The organism is Parabacteroides sp., from assembly GCF_977054455.1.
This window is the reverse complement of sequence record NZ_CDRTCT010000001.1, coordinates 211,604-232,732: the sequence shown is the minus strand read 5'-3', so window position 1 is coordinate 232,732 and position 21,129 is coordinate 211,604. Positions and strand designations below refer to the sequence as shown.

At 49.8% G+C, this 21,129-nt stretch carries 14 protein-coding genes; 6 read left to right on the top strand and 8 right to left on the bottom strand.

What is annotated here, in order from left to right; translation table 11 throughout:
- Positions 1–37: 37 nt before the first annotated feature.
- Positions 38–1,525: a xylulokinase gene (locus ACW6QF_RS00830; protein WP_456086459.1), complete on the bottom strand. Its 1,488-nt coding sequence runs from the start codon at positions 1,523–1,525 to the stop codon at positions 38–40.
- Between the two features lie 9 nt (positions 1,526–1,534).
- The gene (locus ACW6QF_RS00825; RefSeq protein ID WP_456086458.1) at positions 1,535–2,275 is read right to left on the bottom strand and encodes an NUDIX hydrolase; all 741 of its coding nucleotides are present in this window, start codon (positions 2,273–2,275) and stop codon (positions 1,535–1,537) included.
- Positions 2,276–2,568: 293 nt separating this feature from the next.
- Here ACW6QF_RS00825 and ACW6QF_RS00820 point away from each other — a divergent pair, with 293 nt between their 5' ends.
- Positions 2,569–4,389: a TrkH family potassium uptake protein gene (locus ACW6QF_RS00820; RefSeq protein ID WP_456086457.1), complete on the top strand. Its 1,821-nt coding sequence runs from the start codon at positions 2,569–2,571 to the stop codon at positions 4,387–4,389.
- Positions 4,390–4,404: 15 nt separating this feature from the next.
- Positions 4,405–5,091, top strand: coding sequence for a potassium channel family protein (locus ACW6QF_RS00815; RefSeq protein ID WP_298554774.1), 687 nt, complete (start codon positions 4,405–4,407; stop codon positions 5,089–5,091).
- A gap of 7 nt (positions 5,092–5,098) precedes the next feature.
- On the opposite strand, the gene ACW6QF_RS00810 is transcribed toward ACW6QF_RS00815, so the two are convergent.
- The gene (locus tag ACW6QF_RS00810) at positions 5,099–6,376 is read right to left on the bottom strand and encodes a hemolysin family protein (RefSeq protein WP_298554776.1); all 1,278 of its coding nucleotides are present in this window, start codon (positions 6,374–6,376) and stop codon (positions 5,099–5,101) included.
- 89 nt (positions 6,377–6,465) lie between these two features.
- On the opposite strand from ACW6QF_RS00810, the gene ACW6QF_RS00805 reads away from it, so the two are divergent.
- On the top strand, positions 6,466–6,894 hold the full coding sequence (locus tag ACW6QF_RS00805; RefSeq protein ID WP_456086456.1) for an HIT family protein: 429 nt from the start codon (positions 6,466–6,468) through the stop codon (positions 6,892–6,894).
- 72 nt (positions 6,895–6,966) lie between these two features.
- Here ACW6QF_RS00805 and ACW6QF_RS00800 read toward each other — a convergent pair whose 3' ends face one another.
- The 5 genes from ACW6QF_RS00800 to ACW6QF_RS00780 all read right to left on the bottom strand — a co-directional run bounded on the left by ACW6QF_RS00800 (position 6,967) and on the right by ACW6QF_RS00780 (position 16,077).
- Positions 6,967–7,908, bottom strand: a complete 942-nt coding sequence (locus ACW6QF_RS00800; protein WP_456086455.1) for a sugar phosphate isomerase/epimerase family protein — start codon at positions 7,906–7,908, stop codon at positions 6,967–6,969.
- Positions 7,909–8,140: 232 nt separating this feature from the next.
- Positions 8,141–10,525, bottom strand: a complete 2,385-nt coding sequence (locus ACW6QF_RS00795; RefSeq protein ID WP_456086454.1) for an ABC transporter permease — start codon at positions 10,523–10,525, stop codon at positions 8,141–8,143.
- A 58-nt stretch (positions 10,526–10,583) separates the two neighbouring features.
- Positions 10,584–11,264, bottom strand: coding sequence for an ABC transporter ATP-binding protein (locus tag ACW6QF_RS00790; RefSeq protein WP_298554785.1), 681 nt, complete (start codon positions 11,262–11,264; stop codon positions 10,584–10,586).
- 53 nt (positions 11,265–11,317) lie between these two features.
- Positions 11,318–13,693 (bottom strand): ABC transporter permease, encoded by a 2,376-nt coding sequence (locus ACW6QF_RS00785; RefSeq protein WP_456086453.1) that lies wholly within the window; start codon positions 13,691–13,693, stop codon positions 11,318–11,320.
- 14 nt (positions 13,694–13,707) lie between these two features.
- Entirely contained in the window at positions 13,708–16,077 is a 2,370-nt protein-coding gene (locus ACW6QF_RS00780) for an ABC transporter permease (RefSeq protein ID WP_456086452.1), read from the bottom strand.
- Between the two features lie 533 nt (positions 16,078–16,610).
- On the opposite strand from ACW6QF_RS00780, the gene pbpC reads away from it, so the two are divergent.
- The 3 genes from pbpC to pheS all read left to right on the top strand — a co-directional run bounded on the left by pbpC (position 16,611) and on the right by pheS (position 21,086).
- Positions 16,611–18,950, top strand: coding sequence for a penicillin-binding protein 1C (gene pbpC / locus ACW6QF_RS00775; RefSeq protein WP_456086451.1), 2,340 nt, complete (start codon positions 16,611–16,613; stop codon positions 18,948–18,950).
- Between the two features lie 127 nt (positions 18,951–19,077).
- A complete protein-coding gene (locus ACW6QF_RS00770; protein ID WP_456086450.1) occupies positions 19,078–19,959 on the top strand; it encodes a DUF3078 domain-containing protein in 882 nt (293 codons plus the stop codon).
- Between the two features lie 107 nt (positions 19,960–20,066).
- Positions 20,067–21,086 (top strand): phenylalanine--tRNA ligase subunit alpha, encoded by a 1,020-nt coding sequence (pheS, locus tag ACW6QF_RS00765; protein WP_298554799.1) that lies wholly within the window; start codon positions 20,067–20,069, stop codon positions 21,084–21,086.
- Positions 21,087–21,129 lie beyond the last annotated feature (43 nt).

Sequence of the window (21,129 nt, the reverse complement as noted above, 5' to 3'; positions counted from 1 at the left end):
ATTAAGTATTTAATTGATTATACAATTCTTTCGTTCATTACGCCAATGCTTTCTCCAGCCGTTCTTTCCAGACCTCGAAGGCCCCGCAGTACTTGTCCGCTTTCAGCCCGTCCGGCTCTATCACATCGATCTTTTTCAAGGAAGCAAACGCCTCTTCGGCAGACGTATAGATACCGGCACCGATCCCGGCGCCTTTGGCGGCCCCGACAGCCCCGTTCGTGTCGTAAAGCTCGATCACCGTCCCCGTCACGCCTGCCAGCGCATCCCGGAAAATCGGGCTTAGGAACAGGTTGGCATTACCGGCACGGATCACCTCGATATCGATTCCCATCTCATTCATGATATCCATGCCATACTTGAAAGAGAAGACGATCCCTTCCTGTGCGGCACGAGCGATATGGGCTTTGTTGTGGATGTTGAAATTCAGCCCGTAAATGGAGCAGTCCACCTGTTTGTTCTGCAACATACGCTCCGCGCCGTTTCCGAAAGGCAGGATCGACAAGCCTTCCGAGCCGATAGGTACGGTTGCCGCCAGTTCGTTCAAGGCAGGGTAGTTGATACCTTCCGGAGCCACATTCCGCTTCACCCACGAATTGAGGATTCCGACCCCGTTGATGCACAGAAGGACCCCTAAACGCGTCTGTTCTGCCGAATGGTTCACATGCGCAAACGTATTCACACGGGACAGCGTGTCGTAGTTCACCTTGCCGTTCACACCATACACAACCCCCGACGTACCGCCCGTAGCAGCTATCTCACCCGGATTCAGGACATTCAGCGACAACGCATTGTTCGGCTGATCACCAGCCCGGTAGGTAACCGGCGTGCCCTTCTTCAAACCCAACTCCGAAGCGACCGATCCGAGCAATTCCCCTTGCACGCCGAAGGTCGGACGGATATCCGGAATCAGCTCCTTGCTGAACCCGAAATAGTCCATCAGGTCTTCGGAAACGCTATTATTCCGGAAATCCCAGAAGATTCCTTCCGAAAGCCCCGAAACAGTCGTGACGATATCGCCCGTCATGCGCATGGCGATAAAGTCGCCCGGCAACATGAATTTATGTACCTGCCCGAATATCTGCGGTTCGGACTCCTTCACCCATGCCAGTTTGGAAGCCGTAAAGTTTCCGGGGGAGTTCAGCAGATGCGCCAGGCATTGCCTTTCGCCGATCGCCTTGAAAGCGTATTCGCCATAGATCACCGCACGGCTGTCGCACCAGATAATGGACGGACGCAACACCTGCATCTTCTTGTCCACCAGCACAAGCCCGTGCATCTGATACGAGATGCCGATCGCCTCTATCTCCGTCCCCTTGATGCCTGCCTTCGCAATCGCGCCTTTTATCGCTTCTTTCAGATACATCCACCAGTCATCCGGATTCTGCTCTGCCCATCCGGGACGTACGGCTTTAATCGCCGCCTCTTCTTTCGGATAAAAATCGGAGGCAAGCGTCAGCCCCGTATCCTTATCGACAATCGAAGCCTTCACCGAAGAGCTTCCGATATCACAACCTAATAAACACATACTATATCTTTATATCTTATTGAACTTCGAATACAACTTGTTATACTTCACCCTGTCGAACCGGTAATAGCGGGCTGCCCGGTGGTTCACGCCCGTTTCCACTTCATCCGTCTGCACGACGTATTCCATCGCCGCCATCTTTTTATGGAAATTGCGTACATCTATCGTCTTATTATAAATGATCTCGAAGATACGGCGCAATTGAGAGGCCGTGAATTTCGACGGAAGATAATCGAAAACGATATCCGGTTCAAAATCCACCCATCTTCCTATTTCCTCCACGGCCGCTTCAACAATCTCCTTATGGTCAAAAGGAAGATGCGGCAGGCCATCGACAGGCGCCCAGATCAGGGTGTCGGACTTCTCTTCCATCGTCATCTTTCTGCCGACCTTGCACAATGCCAGGTAAGCGACCGTCACGATCCGTGTAATTTTCATCTTGGAGGCATTTTCCAGCCATTGCACATCTTCTTTATTCTTGGTCCGGGCCGGAGATCCAAAAGTGCGGAACTGTTTCAGGGCAACACGTTTCAGGCCTGTCGCTTCGTTCAAGACACGATAAGCGGCCGTATCCAGGTCCTCACTCTCATAAATCAGGCTTCCCGGCAATTTATAGTGCTTTTCGTCACTGCCGGCAATTTGCCTTTCGACGAGCAATACACATAGTTTGTCTTCATTTGTCCCAAGCAATACGCAATCGACCGAAACGTGCGGATAAAACATTTCACGCTTATTTTCCTGTGTTTCCATAATATCACAATAAAGATTCTCCGCAAATATAAGGTTAAAACGACATACGACATAATGTAATTCGAACAATATCTACTCAAGCGAACAAAAAGCCCGTTATTTAACAAACATTACCAGTCACTTAAATAGACGGCGCCGCATCCTATCCGGCAACAGAACGGATGGCGCCCGAAAAAGCTATGGGTTACGGTAGCTAAAGCATAGCTTTACGACGGCTAACACATAGCTTTACGATAAGGCTTGGATTATGTAACATTTATTTAATACATTTGTTATTTAAAAAAAGACGTATTATGGATATCAAACATCTACAGTTCTCATTCCGAATGTATTGGGCGAATATGAAGGGTTTGCTGAATATGGTGGCCGAAGGGATCATACTCGTCGCCTCGCTCGCCTCTCTATTCATCCTGGTCTATCAGTTCGGATTCAAATATTCGGCCCATGTCACCCTTATGCTGGAAGCCAGCCGGGTCTATCTCCTGCTGGCTTTCTTTACGGGGATATCGCTCCGGTATATTTTGAAATTCAAAGAGATCATACAAGAGAAGATGTTATACCTGGACATCGGCATTTATTTTTTCCTCTTTGCCGTACTATCGGGCAAAGTGTTCTTCAAAGAAGCCATCCATCAGTCGTTACCTTACCTCGGTTTCCTGACGGAACCGCTGTTCGTCTATTTCCTCCTGCTGTTGCTGAGCGCCATCCATTTGTCTCGGCAGACATTCACGCTGTTGCAAAGCCATATCAAGCCGTCCCTCCTGTTCCTGCTGAGTTTCGTGTTTGTCATCCTTGTCGGTTCGGGACTGCTTATGTTGCCAAACGCTACGGTACACGGGATCCATTTCGTAGACGCCCTGTTCATCTCGACCACCTCTGTCTGCGTAACCGGACTGACAACGGTCGATGTGGCAACGACATTCACCCATACGGGACATATCATCATTATGTTCCTTATCCAGATCGGCGGTATAGGAGTCATGACTTTCACCAGCTTTTTCGCCCTTTCTTTCATGGGACATTCGTCTTTCACCAGCAAGCTCGTATTGAAAGACATGCTGAACGAAGACCGGGTGAACGGACTGTTCCGGGTGATCCTCAACATCCTGTTCGTGACATTGTTTATCGAAGGCGTAGGGGCCTACCTGATTTACCTGGACATAAAGGGGGCTTTGCCGGGAGGTACGCGGGAAGAAATGTTCTACGCTGTGTTTCATGCCGTTTCGGCTTTCTGTAACGCGGGGATCTCGACCCTGAGCGGCAACCTGTACGACCCGCTGGTCGCCCAAAAGTACAACCTGCATGTCTGGATCGCCCTGCTCATCGTATTCGGCGGATTAGGCTTCCCGATCGTCTTCAACTACCTGAAACTGTTACAACATTTGCTTGTCAACACGTTCAGGATCGTGATCGGGCAACAGAAGCATTACATCCATACCCCCCGAATTATCAATATCAACACGTATATCGTGATGATCAGTACGTTGGCATTGCTTGCCGGCGGCACCTTATTCTACTATCTGCTGGAAATGGACAATACGCTTGCCGGATTGCCGTTCAGGGGACAGCTCGCCAATGCGTTCCTGGGAGCCGTCACCCCGCGTACGGCCGGGTTCTGCGTCGCGGATATGGGGACGCTGGCCACCGGGACGCTCATGCTCACACTGATCCTGATGATAATAGGCGCCGCTCCCATGTCTACCGGCGGCGGTTTGAAGGTAACGACCGTCTGTGTCGCCCTGCTGACCGCGCACAATGCCGCCCGCGGAAAAGAGAATGTGGAAATCCGCAAACGTGAAATATCACCGGAAACCATACGCAGGGCTTTCGCCACAATCGTTTTCTATTTCTGCTGGCTGGGGTTGGCCGTCTGGGTACTGTCCATTACCGAAAAAGGCGTTTCGGTCTTTACCTTGACCTTCGAGGTCGTGTCGGCGCTCAGTACGGTAGGGTTAAGTTTGAATTTCAGCCCGTTGCTGAGCGTTTCGGGGAAACTGGTCATCATCTTCACCATGCTGGTCGGGCGTATCGGCATACTGACCTTCTTTATCAGTTTCTACAAGGAACATAAAAAGAAGAATTACACCTATCCACAGGAAAATATATTAATGTAACATAAAGAATACAATATGAAATATTTAGTAATCGGATTAGGAAACCTGGGACGTGCCATCGCCGAAAGCCTGACACGTATCGGAAATGAAGTGATCGGCGTAGATATCAACCCGCATAAGATCGAAGCGGTCAAACATACCATCTCCGGAGCAATCGGCCTCGACACGACGGACAAGGACGCCTTGAACACGCTGCCTCTGAACGAGATGGATGCCATCTTCGTCACCTTCGGCAAAGACTTCGGGACCTCCATACAGACTGTAGCCCTGCTAAAAAACCTGGATGTGAACAAACTGATCGTACGAGGGATCTCTCCCATCCACGAAGCGGTGATCCGCTCGATCGGTGTTGCGGAGATTATCACTCCGGAGGATGATTTTGCCGGTATGTATGCATCGCAATCCTTACTCGGAGAACTCTTCAAACAATGGTACAGGGTGACGGACACACACCATCTCTACAAGATAAAGGCGCCGGCCACCTTTGTCGGACAGACCTTACAGACCATAGACCTGGAAGAGAATTTCGGAGTACGCCTTGTCGGTATCGAACGCCCCAGGACAGAACGCAACCTGATCGGGTTGAAGCAAACCCAGTACTCCGTCATCAACAAAATCACCGGAGACCTGAGAATCGAAGAGGGGGATCAGCTCATCCTCTTCGGCAAGATGGAAGTGCTGCACAAGTTAGCAGAGATCTGATGCCGGTTTATTCTTTTTGCGGTATCCTGGATACCAAAACCTTATCTATACGGGCGCCGTCCATATCGACGATCTCGAATTCGAAGTTCAGCCAGCTCAATTTCTCGCCGGTCTTCGGTACCCGTTCCAGAATCTCCAGGATCAGGCCGCTGAGCGTATTATAGTCGTGCTCGGCATACAAATCTTCCATGTCAAAATATTCAAGGAAGTCATAGAAACTGTACTGCCCGTCCACCAGCCAGGTTCCGTCGGGCCGCTCGACGATCTCGGCCTCTTCCCCTACATCGGGAACCTGCCCGATCAGGCCTTCCATGATATCTTTCAGGGTAACGATCCCCTGGATACCTCCGAACTCGTCCGTGACGATGCCATATTTCACACGAGCCTGCTTGAACTGTTCCAACGCATTATACACACTCTGGTTTTCCGGCATAAACTCCGCCGGGCGAATCACCTGGGACAAAGAGAAATCCGGCTCGTCGATACGGCCGAACAGGTCTTTCAGATAAACGACGCCTTTGATATCGTCAAACTTTCCGGCGGCAACCGGATAGATATTGAAGAGATTTTCCTGTACTTTCTCGCGTATCTGCTCGATGCTGTCCGTCAGGTCCAACCATACAAGTTCGCTACGGTGTGTCATGATAGAGCCGACATTACGGTCGCCCAGATTGAACACGCGTTCCACGATGTCCTGTTCGACTTCCTGCACTTCACCGACATCAAAGCCTTCTTTGACAATCGCCTTGATTTCTTCCTCCGTCACCCGGCTTTCTTCAGTCGCATCGGTTCCGATCAGTTTGACGGTCAATGCCGTGCTCTTGGATAACAACCACACGAAAGGCGAGGCGATCAACGAGAGGAAATTCATAGGCTTGGCAACCAGCATCGACACCCGCTCCGCATAGCCCATGCCGATACGTTTGGGGACCAACTCGCCCATAATCAGTGTCAGATAAGTGACGATCACAACAATCGTGGTTTTGGAAACACCCAATGCGTAAGGTTCCAGAAAAGGGATATGGCGCACATGTTCAGCCAAATCAGCAGCAAAAGCCTCGCCCGAATATAAACCGGTCAAAATACCGATAAGCGTAATCCCGATCTGAATAGTGGAGAGAAACCGGTCCGGTTCGTTTGCCAGTTTCAAAGCTGTTTTGGCAGATTTGTTACCACGTTTTGCTTCTACTTCGAGGCGTGCCTTACGTGCCGACACCAAAGCAATTTCCGACATAGAAAGAAGGCCGTTCAATAAGATAAGACCAATAATAATGAATATTTCCATTTGCTATATACACAGCGATTGATTAGGGAGGCGAAGATATGAAAAATAATTACTAATTTAGCCACATCATTAATGAAATCTAATAAAATATGAATTTAAGTGATCCAAAAGATTGTCTGTATTGCCAGAACAATCAGACTTTGCACGATCTGATGATCGAAGTTGCCCCCCTCTCGGTGTCCAGACTGTTCCTATTTAAAGAACAAACGTATCACGGTCGTTGCCTGGTTGCCTACAAAGACCATGTACATGACTTGAACATGCTCAGCGACGAAGAACGGAATGCATTTATGGCCGATGTCGTACGGGTGACCCGCGCGATGCAGAAAGTGTTCAATCCGCAAAAGATTAACTACGGTGCTTATTCGGACAAACTGTCGCACCTCCATTTCCACTTGGCTCCGAAATATGAAGGAGGGCCTGACTTTGGCGGAACATTTGCCATGAACCCGCAAAAAGTTTACTTGACGGATGCGGAATACCGGGATATGGTTGAGAAGATCAGAGAGGCGCTATAAGGATTTATGGGATTTAAGATTTATGATTTATTTTATCGACACATAAATCATAAATCTTAAATCATGCCCTACTTACTTTACAAACGAAGATTTCAGCAGATAACCGGCACTTTTTTTCACGCCTTCAAACTGCTTGCCGCTATCGGTTCCTTCCATTTCAACGAAATAGTCTTTATGGCCGTTTGCATAGAAGTGCTTGAATATCTGCTCGAAGTTCATCATGCCGGAATCACCCAAGACATAACGGTCTTTGATATGAAGCACTTTGATACGGTCTGCATATTTCTGGATATACTCGACCGGATCCTGTTGACCCATAACGGCCCAATAAACGTCCATCTCAAAGAAAACCAATGACGGGTCGGTATTCGCCAGGAAAATGTCATAGACCTTTTCTCCCTTGTTGTTACGTCCGAACTTCATTTCCTTGCCGCCGGGAACCACCTTTGCAAATTCCATGTCGTGGTTATGGTAACCGAACGGGATACCGGCCGCTTTCACGATCTTTCCGGCTTCGTTGAAGACTTCACAGACATATTTTGTTTCTTCCACATTACGGGTAATGGGCTGACCGGGCTGAACCAGGTATTTCACCCCTATCTTGGCATGGTCGTCAGCCGTCTTTTTCCAGTATTCCTTAATTTTGTCCAGATTGTCCTTCGTATATTCGCGAACGGGGGGATTCACATGCGAACTCAGGATCTGAAGTCCGGCATCATCCGCCATCTTCTTGAACTCCATCATGTCTACGTCATGAATCTTCCCATTGTTATAACCGGCAAGTTCCAACGTCTGATACCCCATCTGTTTCAGTTTCTTCATTCCTCCCGGAACATCTTTGTATAGCTCTCCGCCTAAAGAATAGATTTGCAAACCGATATTCTTAGCAGCCGTCGCTTCGAGAACGGCAGATGTTGCAGGCTGTGCTGCAACGACATTCCCTGCCTTGCCGGCCATCAGGCCACCCAACGTAAACAGGGACGCATTTTTCAAAAAGTTTCTTCTATTGATCATGGTCTATTAAATTTAGATTGCTCCAAAGGTATGATTTTATTCTGAAAGTTATTTCATTTTCACCTAAAAAACGATGGCAACCTCTCCAAAATATTCCATTGCATAAATGGTTCACTTCTTGGCAGGCTTGAACCAAATTCAGACACGGGTAGGCATCTATCCGGCAACCGATGCCTACCTTTTCGGGAAGCGACAGGCATCTATAGGAACAATTTCACATACAAGGATATATTCAGTTATCGTTCTTAATGCTTTCGACCGGATTAGCTGTAGCTGCTTTCCAGCTTTGGAAAATGACGGTTGCCAGTGTTATGACCATCACGACAAACAGAGCGGCTACAAACACCCACAGATAGAGGGGCGTCTTATAGGCAAAACCTTCCAACCACTTTGTCACGCCGTACCAGGCAAGCGGAGCTGCCAGAACGAAACAGATCAAGACTATGGCGACATACCGTTTGCTCAACATCTCCAATATGCCGCCGACAGTCGAACCGTGCACCTTACGGATACCGATCTCTTTCTTCCGATATTGCGACTCGAACACAACCAGGCCGAACACACCTACCAGCGAAATGATGATCGCCAGCAGGCTGAACAGGAATACCATCATGCTCAGGTTCTCTTCCTGCCGGTAAAGGCTGTCGAGTATGGTATCGTAAAACTGCACATCCACCGGATAAGCCGGATCGATCTCCGCCACTGTTTTACGGATATGGCTGACCGTTTCCGCCAGGTCGGCCCCGGCTTTGATGCGTATATAAGAGACCGGCAGCGACCCCCAATAATTGATGATCAGCACGCCGCCTTCCAGGTTACCCCGAAGCGAAGAGAAATGCGTATCCTTCACCGAACCGGCGATCTCGATGGGATAGTCCTCACCCAGCCAGGGAATGATAAAGGAATCTCCATCTTTCATATCGTACCGTTTACGCATGGAGTCGAAAACGATAAACGTCATTTTCTCCCCCTTTTCATCGCTTTCCGTCAATTGCCGTCCGCCCGTGCGTTGCATCCCCATCACATCTATAAAATTCCACGACACAGGCAGAGCGTCGAGCTGTACGCCTTGATCCTTATAGCTGCCTCCCCACGTCATATAACGATCCTGAGCACCTAACTTCTGCTGGGAAAAGGCGACGTCCTCTATCCCCGGATATTCTTTCAGCTTATTGACATACAGACTCTTGCTCTCACCCTCCATCTTCCTGTTCAACTCCACGACGGCAATACGGTCTTTGTCAAACCCAAGCGGGAAATGCTGCATATACCGGTTTTGCAGGTAGATAAAGAAAGCTCCGATAATCAAGACGATCGACACCACAAACTGGAACCCCATCAACACCGTACGCAGTTTGCGTCCGGCAGGCGACAGCCCGAACGATCCTTTCAAAACCAATGCAGGCGGGAACGAAGTGATATAATATGCCGGATATAAACCTGCCATCAATCCCACTGCCAATGACAACGCGCCGACCGACACCAGCAACTCCACATTATTGGCCAACGTCAGATCCGCCTTCACAAAAGCGAGTATTTCGGGACGGTTCAGCAGATAAATCAGGAACAGGGACAACAGGAATGAAAGAAAAGCGATCCCCATCGCCTCCACCAGGAGCGACAGGCGTAAAACCGCATCCGGGCTTCCCAACACTTTCTGCGTATTGATGCTCTTGATCCGCAAAGGTGTCAACGCAGTGCTGAAGTTGGTAAAATTGATAGCTGCCACGACAATGATCAGAAAGGCGATCACCACCAGCAGCCGGGTTGTCTCCGGATTGCCGCTCTTGACCAGGTTGCCATCCTGAGACTCGTTGAGGTAATAGATATCTCCGAACGGACGGAGCGATATTTGCACATCTTCGTCCCCCTCATGGCTCTTGCTGAAATCGAACGTGCGGCTGAAATTTTCGGCCACTGTCGCAGGAGAAGCGTCCGGAGCCAGCATGACATAGCAATAGTAATTCCGGCTGATCCAGCTATCCTTCGTCTTGTCATCGTTCAGAGCCGTATAAATGATGTTATTCAGTTGCGTATTGCCGGGAAAATCTTTATACACGCCTCCTACGACCAGGAAACCATCAGCCTTCTTACCCCACATGCTTTCCTCCATATTCAGCCGCTTCCCGACCGCTGGATCATGGCCGAAAAACTTGCGTGCCATGCTTTCCGGGATCAGCACATTCTCGCCATCTTTGAGGCAATCGGCTCTCCCTTCCAGCATCTCGAAACGGAACATGTCCGTGATTTCAGGATAACAGGTAATGAAAGACTCTTTAAAACCCACTTTGTCCTGCCCCTGCATAATCGTAAAATAGTAGTCGCCGGTATAAGGACAATACAAAGTCGCACGCTCGATCAGAGGCGACGAAGCGATCACCGCATCAATAAACGGGCGGCTATGGATGATCAGTCCTTTATAGTCCTTCACATCCACCTCGACGCGGTAAATACGCGAAATGTTCGGATGGCAACTGTCGAACGTACGCTCGTAGCGAACCTGCATCATGATTATGATAAAAGCCGCAAAAGAGACCGACAATCCGACTACGTTTAAGGTCGTAGCCAGCCTAAACCTTCTCAACGCGCTTAGGAAATTTCTTAGAATCGTTTTCATCTCCATTAGTTTTATTAGATGGTCCTCAATGGCAACCCTATTTTACAGGAACCGCTATTCAGATAAACTCGTTCACCGACGAGACGATGCTACCGTCGAACAGGTTGATGATCCGGTGGGCGAAACTGGCATCGTGCTTGGAGTGGGTCACCATGACGATCGTGGTGCCTTCCCGATTCAGTTCGGTGAGCAGTTGCATCACTTCAGCACCGTTCTTGGAGTCCAGGTTACCGGTCGGTTCATCGGCGAGGATGATCTTCGGATTCGAAACGACGGCGCGGGCGATAGCCACACGCTGCTGCTGCCCTCCGGAAAGCTGTTGCGGGAAGTGGCTGGCACGGTGGCTGATGTTCATACGTTTCAGGATATCGTTCACCATCTGCTTACGCTCGCCGGCCTTTACTTTCAGGTAGGTAAGCGGGAGTTCCACGTTCTCGAACACGTTCAGTTCGTCGATCAGGTTGAAACTCTGGAACACGAAACCGATGTTGCCTTTGCGAACCTGCGTGCGTTCTTTCTCCTTGAGATGCCCGACTTCCTTGTCTGCCAGGTAATAATCGCCCGACGTCGGGTTATCCAACAACCCCAAGATATTCAGCAATGTAGACTTGCCACATCCGGAAGGCCCCATGATAGCCACAAATTCGCCATCTTTCACTTCCAGGGAAACATTATTCAATGCAATCGTCTCCACCTCTTCCGTACGGAAAAACTTACTTAAACCTTCGATCTTTATCATGACTTTTTTGATTTATGATTTTATGTTTTAATTCTTGCCTCTTAATTCTTTAATTACTCTGATTTTATGTTCTTTACCGGATTCTCGTTAGCGACATGCCAGTTCTGGTATGTCACCGTTATAGCCGTGATCACACCTACGATGAGGAAAGCCAGCGGCAACACCCACCAATACATCGGCGTACGGTAGGCGAAGTTCTCCAACCAACGGTGTACGCCGTACCAGGCGACCGGAGCGCCGAGGACAAAACATATCAGCAAAATCCAGAAGTAGCTCACGTTGAACATATACAAGATCTCTCCCGTCGTCGATCCCAACACCTTGCGCACGGCGATCTCCTTCCGCTTGTATTCGCTCTCGAAGACGACAAGGCCGAACACGCCCACAATCGAGATAAAGATAGCGACAAGGCTGAACAAAGTAATCAAAGAACCGATCTTCAATTCCTTTTCGTAGGTACGCTGCAAAATTTCGTCATAGAAACGGACCACAAAAGGATACTCCGAATCGAACTTTTTCAGCGACTCGCGTACATGCTCCATCCCGGCACGAAGATCGCTGCCCGCCTTAAACTTCACGTATGCGGCATTATAATAGTTGCCTTCCTGCCCCCACTGGTATTTACCCCAAAGATAGAAAGCCATCGGAGCGACCTCCTGGCGGAAAGAGGCGAACTTGATATCCGGGATAAAACCGATAATCTCGGAACCGTCGATCTTGTCATTCAACTTCAAGTCGTACTGAGCCTTCGCCTTCTCGTTGAATATATAGCAGCCGGTCTCCTTCAGATCGTCTTCCGGACGGAAATCACGGCCTTCCTTGACCTCTATCCCCATCACTTTCAAGAAAGAAGAAGAAACAGGAAGGCACTGGAAGTTGATATCATTTCCGTTATAGTTACGTCCCCATCCCATATACTGGTCCTGGCTCGAAAGCAGGAACTGGGAGTAAGTCACGTCCTCCACGCCGGAGAACGATTTCAACTGGTTCGTGAAAGCATCCCGGTTCTTATTGATCTTATCGTTCAAATGCACGATAATCATCTCCTCCTTGTCGTAGCCCAACGGCGCATTTTGCATATACCGGTTTTGCAGATACATAAACAAGGAACCGATAATCAGGATAAAAGAAGCCACAAACTGGATTCCCACCAGCACGCTCCTCATCCGGCGTCCGGCAAGCGAGAGGCCGAAACTCCCTTTCAACACCAAGGCAGGCGGGAAAGAGGTGACATAGAAGGAAGGATAAAGGCCGGCCAGTACGCCCACGATCGCCGCGATCACGGCCGTGCCGGCTATGATCATCGGCTGCGCCCCGAACGACATATCGGCATCCACCAGCGAGGCCACCGAAGTTTTCGGTGCTATGTACAAGAAAAGAAGCGAAAGCAGATACGCAAATAGGCTGACGCCAACCGCCTCAGCCAACAAGCCTCCACGCAACGTACGCTCGGAACTGCCCAACACCTTCTGCGTATTGATACTCTTGATACGCATAGGGGTCAACGCCGTGCTGAAATTGGTAAAATTGATACCGGCGATAATAAGGATGACAAAAGCGATGGAGAAAAGCACAAGCAACGTCTGGCGGCTCGCTTTCGGCATCGAATCGAAATCCACGTTATTCAGGAAATGGACATCCGGCAAAGAGGTCAGGCGAAGGTCGAAACTCTCTTCATCTCCCCATTCGAAATCTTCGCCAAAGACTTCTTTCGCATTGAAATTATTTTTAAAATTGTCCAAGACATTCTCCTTATTGGCCGGATCGTCGAGACGGACAAAGAAAAAATAATTCCAGTTTCCCCAGTTATCATAGTTTTCCTTCGGACTCATCGATGTGTACATTACGTTCTTCAAAGCAGAATTACGGGGAAAATCCCTATATACCCCTTTTACGATTCTCGCATCTTCCATAGGATTGGTTGAGATCAGCTGCTTGCCGATCGCCGATTCCTCTCCGAAAATCTTTCTCGCCATGCTTTCCGGAAGGATCACGCTGTTGGGTTCATCCAAAGACCGTTCGTTTCCTTCGAGCATATCGAAGCCGAACACTTTCAAGACTTCGGGAGTCACGTTCCACGCATCTTCCTTATAACTCGTCCGCCGTCCGCCATCCTCTATATGGAAAAAGCGGCTATCGGTCCAGGAACTCAAAAGGCATCCCCCTTTTATATGGGGAGACGATTCGGTAAACGTCCGTGCGAACGGACGACAGATAATGGCTTGCGACCCTTTGCTTCCGTGCACGATATCCACCCGGAAGATAGCGTCCGCATCCCGCTGGCTGCGATCGAACGTATAATCATAGTTCACCTGCATCATAATGAGCATAAAGGCCACAAAAGCAATGCTTAACCCCAACACATTCAAAACAGAAGCCGTCTTGAACCGACGGAGCACACTAAAGAAATTTCGCAAAATCGTTTTCATACCTATTATTTATTTTATTCACTTTTAAGACTGTCGACCGGATTCGCATTCGCTACACGCCAACTCTGAACCGAAACAGTCAACAGCGTTATGGCCGTTACCGACACAAACGCCAGCAAAAAAATCCACCACGAAAGACTCACCTTATATATAAAACTTTCCTGCCAACGGACTATTGCATAATAGGCGATCGGAACAGCCACAACGAAACAAGCCGTCGTGATTTGCAAATACGCTTTATTAAAAAGACGCAACAATTCGCCGACCGTTGCACCGAAAACCTTCCGGACACCTACTTCTTTCCGTCTATATTCGCTTTCGAGCATCACGACTCCGAACACGCCGATCAAGGAGATCAAAACCGTCACCAGGCTGAAAAAGGTGATCTGCCGGCCGGCACGGAGTTCCTTTTCGTAGAGATAGTCTTGCATCTCGTCGAAAAGGCTTAGGCTTGGCAGGTAATTCGGGTCTATCTCGTGAAGGGACGCTACAAGAACGGTTTTCAGGTTCGCGTAGTCGGCGCCGGCACGAGTACGGACCATCAACTGAGAAAGCGAACCGACCATTTGATTCTTGCCGACATAGAAGGCAAACGGCTCCGTGATGCTTTTGAAGGAATTGTACTTCAAGTCCGGCATAAAACCGGCCACCTGTTCCCGTGTATGAAATTCACCCCAATCACCGCTCATGTCAAAAGACAAGACATCCCCCGGTTCCATCTCATACTGCTTACGCGCCATCTCGTTAAAAATATAAACTCCATCCCCCAACGCATCTTCAGGTTGGAAATTCCGTCCGGCAGTCGGTTTGACACCCAGCACCTCCAAGATCGAAGGATCGGCTTGAATCGTCAGATAATTAATCATTTCGCCTTTATGCGAACGTCCCAAACGGGCGTAATTATCTGTCGCCCCGATCAGGTGCGAAACCATAGAGACAGACTCGATATCCGGTATTCGTCCCAATTTTTGCCGGATCAGTTCCGGTTGCCCCTGCAATTTGTTTGTCAGGTTATCGGCCACGACCACCTGCTCCTTATCAAATCCGAGCGGCATACGAAGCATTTGCCTGTTTTGCAGGTTTACAAACAAAGCCCCGATGATCAGGATAAAGGAAACAATAAATTGCAAACACACCAGACAATTACGCAGCATCTTCCCTTTCGGGGACAAACCGTAATTGCCTTTCAGCACCAAGGCCGGCGGAAACGAAGTGATATATCGTGCAGGCCAGTAACTCGCCCCCACCCCGATCAGGATGACAAACACCCCTGCCCCGATGACCAACGGAAGCCTGCCTTCCAAGGATAGCCCGCCGACCACAATATCTGCAAACGAAGTCAGAGAAAGATTATACACATAAAACAAAGCCAACAGATAAGCCGACAGGCAAATTGCGACAGCCTCCAAAACCAACGAGAAGCGGATCGCCCCGACAGAGCCTCCCAACACCTTCTGCGTGTTGATGCTCCTAACCCGCATCGGGACCTGCGCATTGCTGAAGTTGGCAAAATTGATAGCGGCGATCACGACGATCAACAAGGCTATGCCCGACAACAAACGCATCAACGCATAGCTGCCTTTCTGTTTCTGGGTGTCGAAGCTGCAATCCGTCTCGAAATAGACATCGGGAAGAGCGGTCAACCGCAAGTCCATCGTCTCCCAAGTCAACTGCTCATGATGGAAGTTACGCTTGAAATTGTCGATCAATCCATTGCTGGAAGCCGGATTATCCAGGCGGATATAGCATTCGAAATTATTCTGCATCCAGCCTCCTTTGCCGTAACTGTCGGGAATTTTCCGGTAGATGGCATTCCTGACGATCGAATTATCCGGAAAATCCTTATAGACGCCGCCGACGGTGGCAGTCCAGCCTTCACCGATGATCTCCTTGCCCGATGCGGACGATGAACCGAAGAATTTCCGGGCCATGCTTTGCGGTATCAATACCTGGCCCGCGATGTCCAAGGCACGGCGTTCGCCTTCTATCATGGTAAACTCGAAAACGTCGGCGTAATCGGCGGAAACGGGGTAAAGGTTTTCCAAGAAGGGCCTGCGCTCACCGTTATGTTCGACCGTCACATTCTCTTTATCGACAAACCCGTTCAGGAACGCCCCTTTCTCTATATGCGGCGACGAAGCGGTGAACGCCTCGATCAGCGGACGGCTCAGACAGGCTTGCGCCCCGGACTCCCCATGTGTGATCTCCAGCCTGTACAAGCGATCGGCATGTTGATGGAAACGGTCGAATCCCCATTCATACGTCACCTGCATCATCAAAATAAGAAACACGGCAAAAGCGACGGACATCCCTATCAGATTCAAGGCTGTCGGCAACCTGAAGCGCCGCAACGCACCGGCAAAGTTATGTAACAAAGTCTTCATACTATATTTTATATTTCACCTTCAAATAAAACAAAAAACGTGCCACTCCTATTAAACATCAATAAATCAACAATATAAAAACAGACAAAGCCGATAATAGTGTCAAAAAATTAGACACCGCTGTCCATTTATTGGACACTTCATGCGATTGCTATGCCGTCAATCAGGAGGTATCAAAAAGCAACATTAAAATTACAAAATAAACAATAAGTCCCCCAAAAACGCCATTCGCATCTAATCGGCAATGCAGCAACGATTTGCACAAAAAGCATGTTTCTTAAAAAATATTACCATTGCGGGAAATTCGAATTATATGGGGTAGAAAATCAAAATAGACGGGATAGTAGTTTCGATTCGGACGAATGTATATTTTTCAATCTATACAATAAGGTCCAAAAGACAAAAAGTCCCGATGAAAAGAATTCGTTCCAGACACCGGTTTCGATTTTTACCTAAAAGAACAACCCGATTCTACCGGAATCCGCTATCTTCGTACGTTCAATTCATTTTTCAACGAAATCGAGGAAAAGGCAATGTTATTTCTATTTTTCATAAAGCTGCTGACAGGAATAGTCCTGTATCTTACCGGCCCCCGGACACTCTTTCCCGAAGCCTGTTCCTCCCTGCTCTATTCTTCCGACGGGCAGTTGTTAGGAGCACGGATCGCACCGGACGGGCAATGGCGTTTCCCTCCGGCGGACACCCTTCCCGACAAGTTCGTGACTTGCCTGCTGACCTACGAAGACAAACGCTTCTACCGCCATCCCGGAGTAGACCCGGCCGCCATCGTCCGGGCCATGCGGATCAACCTCAGCCGGGGCGAAGTCGTCAGCGGGGGAAGCACGATCACCATGCAACTGGCACGCATCGCACGGGGAAACCGCAGCCGTACCCTGTATGAAAAAATAGTCGAAACCGGCTATGCCCTCTTCTTGGAAACAACCTTCGACAAGGATGAAATCCTGAAACTCTATGCCTCGCACGCCCCGTTCGGAGGAAATGTCATAGGCATCGAAACGGCAGCCTGGCGCTATTTCGGGCGAAACGCCGCCGACCTCTCGTGGGCCGAGAGCGCCACTCTTGCCGTCCTGCCCAACTCGCCCGCGCTGATCCATCCCGGACGTAACCGGGCACGGCTGAAAGCCAAACGCGACAAACTCCTGACTGTATTAAAGGAAAAAGGGATACTGGATGAAACCGAATACGGACTGTCGCTCCTCGAACCGCTTCCCGAAGCGCCCGTACCCCTGCCCGACGAAGCCCCCCACCTGCTCGAACGGTTGGCAGCCGACACTCCGGGAACGCGTATCACGACCTCTGTCAGCCGGATGTTACAACGGCAGACCCAAGAGATCGTGAACCGCTACGCCCGTGACTACGCCTCCAACCACATCCACAACCTGGCCGCCCTTATCGCCGATGCCGAAACGGGAGAAGTGCTTGCCTATGCGGGAAACGTCACTTTCGGGGGCGATGCCCGCACGGGGAACCAGGTCGACATCATCACTTCGCCACGCAGCACGGGCAGTATCCTGAAGCCCTTTCTTTATGCCGCCATGCTACACGACGGGCAGTTGCTCCCCGGCACGCTCGTCCCGGACGTTCCTCTGAACCTGAACGGCTTCTCGCCGCAAAACTACAACAAGACGTTCTACGGGGCGGTCCCGGCACACCGGGCGATCGAACGTTCGCTCAACGTCCCGCTGGTACGGATGCTTTCGGCCTACAACACGGGGCGGTTCATGTCGTTGCTGAAAAAGGCGGGAATGACCACGCTCCGTTTTCCCGAAGAACATTACGGGGCTTCGCTGATCTTAGGAGGCGCGGAAGGGACGTTATGGGACCTCACCGGCATGTATGCTTCCCTGGCGCGTACGCTCGCACATTACCGGATTTACAACGGACGATATGACCCGGCGGATATTCATCCGCTCACCCCTTTCCCGGCCCCTCCGGCCGATCCGGTCCGCTCTGTCGCCGACAAAAGGCTTACGGACAAGCCGCTCCTCTCCGCCGCCTCCATCTGGTTCGCCTTCGAAGCGATGTCGGCACTGAACCGCCCCGAAGAGGAGGCGGACTGGCAACAGTTCGGCTCCATGAAGCAGGTGGCCTGGAAAACGGGAACGAGCTATGGCGGGCGGGATGCCTGGGCGATCGGGACAACCCCGCGCTATACGGTCGGCGTATGGGTGGGCAACGCTTCGGGAGAAGGCCGGCCGGGACTGACAGGCGTGGGCAATGCCGCTCCCGTCCTGTTCGACCTGTTCTCGCTTCTCCCGGGAAGCGGCTGGTTCGACATGCCTTACGACGAACTCCTCCCGATGGCGGTCTGCCGTCTCAGCGGGCACAAGGCTTCTGCGATCTGCGACCGGGTGGACACGCTCTATATGCCTCGCTCGGCCGACAAAACGGAGGTCTGCCCCTACCATCGTCTTGTCCATCTTTCGGCGGACGGCCGTTTCCGGGTGAACAGTTCATGCGAGCCGGTCAGCCGGATGATCGCGCGTCCGTGGTTCGTACTGCCTCCTTCCGAAGAATATTACTATCGGAACTATCATATCGACTACGTGCCTCTGCCTTCTGTGAAACCGGGATGCGGCGAGGACCGGAACCGGCAGATCGAACTGATCTATCCGGAACCGGGCGCCATCCTTTATCTTCCGAAAGGCTTCTCCGGCAAACGGGAGCAATTCGTGTTCAAAGCCGCTCACGCCCGTCCGGATGCCATCCTCTACTGGCATCTCGACGAAACCTATATCGGCGAAACGACAGACCACCACCAGATCAGCAGCTCCGCCTCTCCCGGCAAGCACCGTCTGACGCTGATCGACAACCAGGGGAATCGAAAAACAATATGGTTCGAAGTTAAATAAACCTTCGTTTGTCCAACCAGCCGTAACCTTGATTGTGTGAGATCCGGATAAACAAAAGCGGGCGCTACCTGTTTTTTTATAAAAGACGTCTTTCATTAATTACAACTTAAAAAAACACAGAATTGATATGAAACGTATATTTTTAACGGTAGCACTCGCAATGGGAAGCATTGCCGGCTATAGCCAGGCCGACGACAAAGGTTATGAAGAGGGGAAATGGGTATTAAAAGGTATCACAGGTATAAATATGTCACAGACAGCCGTCAGCAACTGGTCGGCCGGTGGCGAAAACTCCTTTGCCGGGAATGCCTATCTGAACGGTTCGCTTACGCATAAAAGCGGGAACTGGCTATGGATCAGCAATCTCGGACTGGACTACGGATTGACGAATACCAAATCACAGGGCGTACAAAAAACATCCGACAAGATCGCCTTCTCCACCCAGTTAGGCTACCAGGCAAGCGAGAAATGGTATTACACGGCGATGGCCGATCTCAACACCCAGTTCTATAAAGGGTATAACTATCCGGACAAATCGCATTATATTTCCAAATTCTTCGCACCCGCCTATTCCAATATCTCTTTAGGCATGGATTTCCGCCCGAAAAGCAACTATTCCCTCTACCTCTCCCCGATTGCAGGAAAACTGACATTCGTGGAAGACGACTATCTGTCCGATGAAGGTGCGTTCGGTGTCGATCCCGGCGACCGTTTCCGGGCGGAGATAGGAGCTTATATCAAGGCAAAAGCAGAGCAAAAGATCATGGAGAACGTGAATCTGATCACAAGCGTGGACTTTTTCACCCCTTACGACAAGCAGTTCGGTAATGTGGACGTGAACTGGGATGTCCTGATCAACATGAAGATTAACAAATACCTCAGCGCTACGCTCAACACCACGCTCAAATACGACAACGACGTGAAAACCTTTACTGATGAAGGCGAAAAACACGGCGCCAAAGTGCAGTTCAAAGAGGTTTTAGGTATCGGCATAGCTTACAATTTCTGATAAAAAGCGGATAGTTGCCTCTCTTTTTTCAAAAAAACCCGCCGTAATCGGTTGCAGTATTCAAAGAAAGGAGTAAATTTGCACGTTGAAAATAAAAATGATTAGAAATGATCAATAAGATTAACGCTCTGCTTAAGGAAGTAGAGAACCTGAAAGCGGCAAACGCTGAAGAACTGGAAGCATTACGCATAAAATACCTCAGCAAAAAAGGTGAAATATCTTTGCTGATGAACGATTTCCGCAACGTGGCGGCAGATCAGAAGCGTGAAGTCGGCCAGCACCTCAACAAACTGAAAGAGGCAACCCAAAATAGAATAAACGAGCTGAAAGCCAGCTTTGAGAATGTACAGACGACGAACGATGACATCGACCTCACCCGTACAGCCTATCCTATCGAATTAGGTACCCGCCATCCGCTTTCACTCGTAAAGAAAGAAATCTGCGACATCTTCGGACGTTTGGGATTCAGCATTGCTGAAGGACCGGAAATCGAAGACGACTGGCATGTGTTCTCTTCTCTGAACTTTGCAGAAGACCACCCTGCCCGCGACATGCAGGATACTTTCTTTATCCAACACAATCCGGACGTATTGCTTCGTACACACACTTCTTCCGTACAGACACGTGTCATGGAGAGCCAGGAGCCTCCTATCCGTATCATCTGCCCGGGACGTGTATATCGTAACGAAGCGATCTCCTATCGCGCACACTGTTTCTTCCATCAGGTAGAAGCTTTATATGTGGACAAAAACGTTTCTTTCGCCGACCTGAAACAGGCTTTGCTGTTCTTCGCCAAAGAGATGTTCAGCGCAGATACGAAAATCCGCTTGCGCCCATCTTATTTCCCATTCACCGAACCTTCCGCCGAAATGGATATTTCTTGTAATATCTGTGGAGGAAAAGGTTGCCCGTTCTGTAAAGGAACCGGGTGGGTGGAAATCCTCGGTTGCGGTATGGTAGATCCGAATGTACTTGAAAACTGCGGTATCGACAGCAAGGTATATTCCGGTTATGCTTTAGGAATGGGTATCGAGCGTATAACAAACCTGAAATACCAAGTAAAAGACTTACGCATGTTCTCCGAAAACGACGTTCGTTTCCTGAGACAGTTTGAGTCAGCCAATTAAGTTGAGAACCTAAATCATTTACCATCTTCCCCGGGTCCTTAAC

Bases quoted from the DNA above. Each gene is read 5' to 3' on its own strand.
- ACW6QF_RS00830 (WP_456086459.1), bottom strand. From the start codon at position 1,525: ATGTGTTTATTAGGTTGTGATATCGGAAGCTCTTCGGTGAAGGCTTCG.
- ACW6QF_RS00810 (WP_298554776.1), bottom strand. From the start codon at position 6,376: ATGGAAATATTCATTATTATTGGTCTTATCTTATTGAACGGCCTTCTT.
- ACW6QF_RS00800 (WP_456086455.1), bottom strand. From the start codon at position 7,908: ATGATCAATAGAAGAAACTTTTTGAAAAATGCGTCCCTGTTTACGTTG.
- ACW6QF_RS00820 (WP_456086457.1), top strand. From the start codon at position 2,569: ATGGATATCAAACATCTACAGTTCTCATTCCGAATGTATTGGGCGAAT.
- ACW6QF_RS00790 (WP_298554785.1), bottom strand. From the start codon at position 11,264: ATGATAAAGATCGAAGGTTTAAGTAAGTTTTTCCGTACGGAAGAGGTG.
- pbpC (WP_456086451.1), top strand. From the start codon at position 16,611: ATGTTATTTCTATTTTTCATAAAGCTGCTGACAGGAATAGTCCTGTAT.
- ACW6QF_RS00780 (WP_456086452.1), bottom strand. From the start codon at position 16,077: ATGAAGACTTTGTTACATAACTTTGCCGGTGCGTTGCGGCGCTTCAGG.
- ACW6QF_RS00785 (WP_456086453.1), bottom strand. From the start codon at position 13,693: ATGAAAACGATTTTGCGAAATTTCTTTAGTGTGCTCCGTCGGTTCAAG.
- ACW6QF_RS00815 (WP_298554774.1), top strand. From the start codon at position 4,405: ATGAAATATTTAGTAATCGGATTAGGAAACCTGGGACGTGCCATCGCC.
- ACW6QF_RS00825 (WP_456086458.1), bottom strand. From the start codon at position 2,275: ATGGAAACACAGGAAAATAAGCGTGAAATGTTTTATCCGCACGTTTCG.
- ACW6QF_RS00805 (WP_456086456.1), top strand. From the start codon at position 6,466: ATGAATTTAAGTGATCCAAAAGATTGTCTGTATTGCCAGAACAATCAG.
- pheS (WP_298554799.1), top strand. From the start codon at position 20,067: ATGATCAATAAGATTAACGCTCTGCTTAAGGAAGTAGAGAACCTGAAA.
- ACW6QF_RS00770 (WP_456086450.1), top strand. From the start codon at position 19,078: ATGAAACGTATATTTTTAACGGTAGCACTCGCAATGGGAAGCATTGCC.
- ACW6QF_RS00795 (WP_456086454.1), bottom strand. From the start codon at position 10,525: ATGAAAACGATTCTAAGAAATTTCCTAAGCGCGTTGAGAAGGTTTAGG.